We start from the raw sequence: 5,477 nt of genomic DNA on the forward strand, positions 1-5,477 counted from the left end.
CAGCAGTCAACGTGTGGGAGGCGATTCTGGACACAAAGATTTTCCTGGGAGAATATCTGGATTTCCAATTGAAAGCGGGCGAAAAACTGTTGCAGGCGAGGGTGCACCCATCACTGCGAATCGATGTCGGCCAAAAGGTTTATCTGGAAATGGAACCGGAAAAGTGCATCGCTCTTCGCAATCCGGATTCTTCCAGCCAAGTCGTGAAAGTCATGCAGGATGTATCCGGTTCTGATGACTCAAGAGAGGTTTCCTGAAAGGGGGAAATGCTATGAACCTGTTTTCTGCAAAGACAAAAAAGCGGATTGCGGTCTCTGTCAGCGCTGCATTGATGAGTACACTGGTCGCTGCATGCGGACAGTCCGCAAACAATCCGCCTGCCGGCAAGAGTGATGTGCCCGCAGCAGCACAGGTTGCAAATTATGAAGGAGCTGACCGTGAACAAAAGTTGGTGGAGGCTGCCAAAAAAGAAGGTTCCATCACCCTCTATACGTCAATCGCCGGAAAAGATACGGAGAAACTGGTAGAGGCTTTCGAAAAAAAATACGGAATCAAGGTGAATGTGTGGAGAGCCGGTACAGACAAAGTATTGCAAAGAATTGTAAGTGAAACCAAAGGCGGCAAGTTTGAGTATGACGTCGTGCATATCAGTGCTCCTGAGATGGAAGCGCTGCACCGGGAAAAACTGCTGCAGGAAGTCAAATCTCCCTACCTGAAAGACTTGATTCCGGAAGCGATTCCGAACCACAAAGAATGGACAGCGACTCTCTTGAGCGTATTCGTTCAGGCCTACAATACAAACAAAGTGAAAAAAGAGGAACTGCCCAAAACCTATCAGGATTTGCTTGATCCGAAGTGGAAGGGCCGCCTGGGAATTGAGCAGGAAGATGTGGATTACTTCGCGGAGATTGTGAAAGCAATGGGAGAGGAACAAGGCCTGAAGCTTTGGAAGGACCTGGTAACCGCTAATGGAATCTCGGTCCGCAAAGGTCACTCGTTATTAAATAACATGGTCGTTTCCGGTGAAGTCCCTTTAGGATTGACCGTGTACAACTATATGCCGGAACAGGCCAAACAGAAAGGAGCTCCCGTCGATTGGTTTGTTATTGAACCGGCGATCGCGCGCGCAAACGGCGTGGGAGTATCCAAACAGGCACCGCATCCTAATGCGGCAGTATTATTCTACGATTTCATGATCAACGATGCGCAAAATCTTTTGGTCGAGTTAAACTATGTTCCCACCAGCAAAAAAGCTCAATCACCCATGAAGGACATGAAACTGAAACTGGTGGATCCCGCCTTGATACTCGATGAGAATGACAAGTGGACCAAGCTGTTTGACGAAATTATCGTGAAGCAGGCATCCAAAAAATAAATACCAGATCTGTCGGCAGATTTTTGGAGGGGATATGATTGACAGTTGCTGCAACACAGGAAACGCAGCCGAAATCGCTAAAAGAGATGTGGCTGATTTCCGTTGGGCATGGTTTAACCCATTGGTACCCGGCTACGTTCTATCTGCTGCTTCCTCTGATCGCAAAGGAACTGGGACTCAGTTACGGCCAAATCGGTTTTATCATCACGTTCCAGTACATTGCCAGTTCGATCTCCAATTTGCCGGGAGGCATGTTGGTGGACACGATCGGAAGAAAAGGGTTCCTTATGGCTTTGTCGTTGTTTTGGGTAGGCTTCCCCTATTTATTGATGAGTTTTACCGACAGTTATTTGATGCTGCTTCTGTGCGTCGCTTTGGTCGGCATAGGGAACAATCTGTGGCATCCGACAGCGATTCCGACTTTATCCCAACGATATTCTGACCGGAAAGGGTTTGTATTGTCCGTGCACGGAATGGGGGGAAACGTTGGGGACGCTTTGGCTCCATTGGTGATCGGAGGATTGCTGGCAGCATTTCACTGGAAGCAGGTCGTTGTCATGAATGTGGTTCCCGGATTGATCATGTCGCTTGTCATTGTAATCTTTCTCCGCAATTTGCAGTTGTCAGTGAAAAAAGATCCGCAGACACAGGGAGTTTCGACGCGAGAATACATTTTGGGGCTGGGGAGGCTGTTTAAAAATAAAAGTCTGATTCTGATCTCGACCAGTTCAGGATTTCGCTCGATGACGCAAAACGCGCTGCTGACTTTTCTTCCCTTGTATTTAGCTTATGAAATGAACCTGGATCCCTTTTGGGTCGGTGTTTCGATGTTTACTTTACAGGCTTTCGGATTTCTCGCCGCACCTCTTTCCGGCCACCTGTCCGACCGGCTCGGGCGGAAAAAAATCATAATGGGAAGCATGGTTATGACTGCCGCAATATTGGTGGTTATGGCGGCAGTGGGTCACACCCGGTTATTTATTGTGTTTATTGCACTGCTTGGATTTTTCCTGTATGCCGTTCGACCGGTTATGCAGGCCTGGCTGATGGATACGACACCAAAGAAAATGGCGGGAACCAGCGTCGGCATGCTGTTTGGCGTACAATCGCTCGGTTCCTCAATATCTCCGCTGCTCGGAGGGATGATCGCCGATCAATACGGGTTGTACGCAACGTTTTACTTCGTGGCGGCCACGATTGTAATCGCCAATCTGTTGATCTTTTTTATGCCGGATGATTCAGGTCCGAACATACACAAGTCGGCTTCTGCTTGACCGTTCTGTATACAAGAACGACAAACTTTTATCCGTCTTGGCAGGGTATATAGTTGACAGTAGAGAGTATAGGGGGAGAAAAAAAGAATCAAGCGTTCCGCAAATCAACGTATCGAGAGGGGAGTTAAAATGAAGTTCTTGCAGAAGCAAAAGAAGCTTGCTGTTGGGTCTCTGATCGTTTTGCTGATGGGGGCGCTTATGACCAGTTGCGGCAATTCGACGCAAGCGCCTTCATCGGACAACAGTTCACAGAAAGGTTCTGCAGCAGAAATCGCCTCGTATGAAGGAGCGGACCGTGAACAAAAATTGGTGGAAGCCGCAAAAAAAGAAGGCTCACTGAATTTGTATACGTCCATGGCGCTGGAAGATATGCAAAAGCTGGCTTCCGAATTTGAAAAAAAATACGACATTAAGGTGAATATCTGGCGTGCCGGTTCCGAAAACGTGCTGCAGAGGATTGTCACCGAAGCAAAAGGGGGCCGGTTTGAATTTGACGTCGTCGAAACAAACGGTCCGGAAATGGAAGCGGTACAGCGGGAAAAACTGCTGCAGGAGGTAAAATCGCCTTACCTGAAAGACTTGATTCCGCAAGCGGTATTCCCGCATAAAGAGTGGGTGGCCACCCGCCTGAATGTTTTTGTTCAAGCTTACAACACGAACAAGGTGAAGAAGGAAGAACTGCCGAAGAGCTATCAGGACTTGCTGGATCCGAAATGGAAAGGACGGCTGGGAATTGAAGCGGAGGACCTGGATTATTTTGCGGCTGTTGTGAAAGAGATGGGGGAAGAAAAAGGAATCAATTATTGGAAGGATCTGGTTAGCACTAACGGACTGTCGGTGCGAAAAGGGCATACACTGCTGGCGCAGCTGGTGGCGTCGGGAGAAGTGCCGTTTGCTCTGACCGTTTACAGCTATAAAGTGGAACAGCTAAAAACCAAAGACAAAGCTCCTGTCGATTGGTTTGCGCTCGACCCGGCGATTGCCCGTCCAAACGGAGTCGGGGTGTCCAGAAAAGCTCCGCATCCGAATGCTGCCGTCCTGTTCTACGATTTCATGATCAGTGACGCGCAGAAAATGTTAAGCAGCATGGAATTTGTTCCTACTAATTCGAAGATTGGCACCGGCTTGAATGATATCAAACTGAAGTTTGTCGATCCGGCGATCATTCTCGATGAGAATGAAAAATGGAGCAAGCTGTATGATGAAATTATTGTCAAAAAGGCATCCAAAAAATAAAAAAATTGAATTATAAGATTTTGTTCAGGATTGGAGGGGTATTTCATAATGACAAATGCAAAAGTGTCGGAGAACCTTGCTAAAAAATTTGCCAAAGAAAAACGATCGGCTTACCTCGAGTGGGTGGAAAAAGAAGGGCTGGATGTGATTTCCGCCCATTACATCCCCAATCTTCATCATGTCGATGTCAAGCCATGGCCGAGACGGGGAGGATACGGGGTATACATTAACCACGAAGCCTCCAGGCAATCGAACGATTGCTATGTTTGTGAAATTCCGGCCGGCGGCAAGCTGCAGCCACAGCGCCAATTGTTTGAAGAAATGATTTATGTGCTGGACGGAAAGGGATCCACAACCGTATGGAATGACGAAGGCCATAAGGTCACTTTCGAGTGGCAGGCAGGTTCGCTCTTTGCCATCCCGTTGAATGCTTGGCATCAGCACTTTAACGGTTCCGGACGTGAGCCGGCCCGTTATCTTGGGGTGACCAATGCTCCGGTCGTTCTCGATCTGTATGATGATGCTGACTTTGTATTCAACACCATGCACGATTTTAAAAAGCGGTTCCAGGGGGAACCCGATTATTTCAGTCCCGGAGGCAGACAGGACGGACTGCTGCTGGAAACAAACTTTGTCCCGAACGCCATCACGATTCCGTTAATCAACGCCAAAGAGAGGGGTGCCGGCGGCGGACATATCCGTTTCAATCTGGCAAAAGGAACCATGAACAGCCATATCTCGGAATTCCCCGTAGCCACTTATAAAAAGGGACACCGTCATGGCCCGGGAGCCCATGTGATTATTCTGAGCGGTGAAGGATACAGTCTTATGTGGCCGGAAGGATCGGATCTCAGAAAATATGATTGGCAGGAGGGAAGCATGATTGTGCCTCCCAATCTGTGGTATCACCAGCATTTCAATACGGGCACCGCTCCCGCCCGCTATCTTGCGCTGAAGTATGAAGGAACCGCCATCCGCAACGAACAGGGAGTGCCGAAAGCCTGGATCAGTCAGCGGATCGGCGGTGATCAGATTGATTATGCGGATGAAGATCCGAAAGTGCGCGAACTGTTTCGTGAAGCATTGGCAAAAGTCGGACTTGAGCCCCGCATGGAGGAGTCCTATTCGGCTGAATTGGCCGATCTGCCGCCCAAGCCTGTCAAGTAACCCTTTCCATTGAAATACAGAACAGGGGGAGAATCATGCACGACTGGGATGACGATCATTCCTATCACCATCATCATCACGACCACGACCACAACCACGACCATCACCATGAAGCTCATCACCATCACGATGATCATCTCCATGGCGGCCCTGTTCCGCTTGAAGAGAACATGCTGTGGCGAATGGATAATATTGACTTGACAAGCGTCGGCATCGATATCGGTTCGGCCGGTACTCAAGTGATTTTTTCATTATTGAAATTGAAGCGAATGGGCGAGGATTTGTCGAGCCGCTACAGAATTGTTGCACGGGAATCGATTTACCAGTCTCCTGTTCATCTGACGCCTTATGCCGATCAGGACAGGATTGATGACACCCGGTTGGGCGAGATCATTCAAAATGCATATGAAGCTGCCGGTCTCACG

6 protein-coding genes are annotated in these 5,477 nt (G+C 48.7%); all 6 read left to right on the forward strand.

Annotated features, from left to right (window positions below; genetic code table 11):
* On the forward strand, positions 1-257 hold a 257-nt coding region (locus EFBL_RS20970), incomplete at its 5' end, for a TOBE domain-containing protein (protein WP_216640733.1).
* Between the two features lie 14 nt (positions 258-271).
* Complete coding sequence (locus EFBL_RS15940; RefSeq protein WP_207907557.1) at positions 272-1,375, forward strand: ABC transporter substrate-binding protein; 1,104 nt, start codon at positions 272-274, stop codon at positions 1,373-1,375.
* Between the two features lie 38 nt (positions 1,376-1,413).
* Positions 1,414-2,649, forward strand: coding sequence for an MFS transporter (locus EFBL_RS15945; RefSeq protein ID WP_207907556.1), 1,236 nt, complete (start codon positions 1,414-1,416; stop codon positions 2,647-2,649).
* Between the two features lie 129 nt (positions 2,650-2,778).
* Positions 2,779-3,885, forward strand: a complete 1,107-nt coding sequence (locus EFBL_RS15950) for an ABC transporter substrate-binding protein (RefSeq protein WP_207907555.1) — start codon at positions 2,779-2,781, stop codon at positions 3,883-3,885.
* Positions 3,886-3,933: 48 nt separating this feature from the next.
* Positions 3,934-5,052, forward strand: a complete 1,119-nt coding sequence (locus EFBL_RS15955) for a cupin domain-containing protein (protein WP_096183070.1) — start codon at positions 3,934-3,936, stop codon at positions 5,050-5,052.
* Between the two features lie 35 nt (positions 5,053-5,087).
* The coding region (locus tag EFBL_RS20975; protein ID WP_216640734.1) for an ethanolamine ammonia-lyase reactivating factor EutA at positions 5,088-5,477 on the forward strand (390 nt) is incomplete at its 3' end.

The sequence above is a fragment of the Effusibacillus lacus genome, from assembly GCF_002335525.1.
Classification (GTDB): Bacteria; Bacillota; Bacilli; order Tumebacillales; family Effusibacillaceae; genus Effusibacillus; species Effusibacillus lacus.

Coding starts and splice junctions, on each gene's coding strand:
- EFBL_RS15950 (WP_207907555.1), top strand. CDS start 2,779: ATGAAGTTCTTGCAGAAGCAAAAGAAGCTTGCTGTTGGGTCTCTGATC.
- EFBL_RS15955 (WP_096183070.1), top strand. CDS start 3,934: ATGACAAATGCAAAAGTGTCGGAGAACCTTGCTAAAAAATTTGCCAAA.
- EFBL_RS15940 (WP_207907557.1), top strand. CDS start 272: ATGAACCTGTTTTCTGCAAAGACAAAAAAGCGGATTGCGGTCTCTGTC.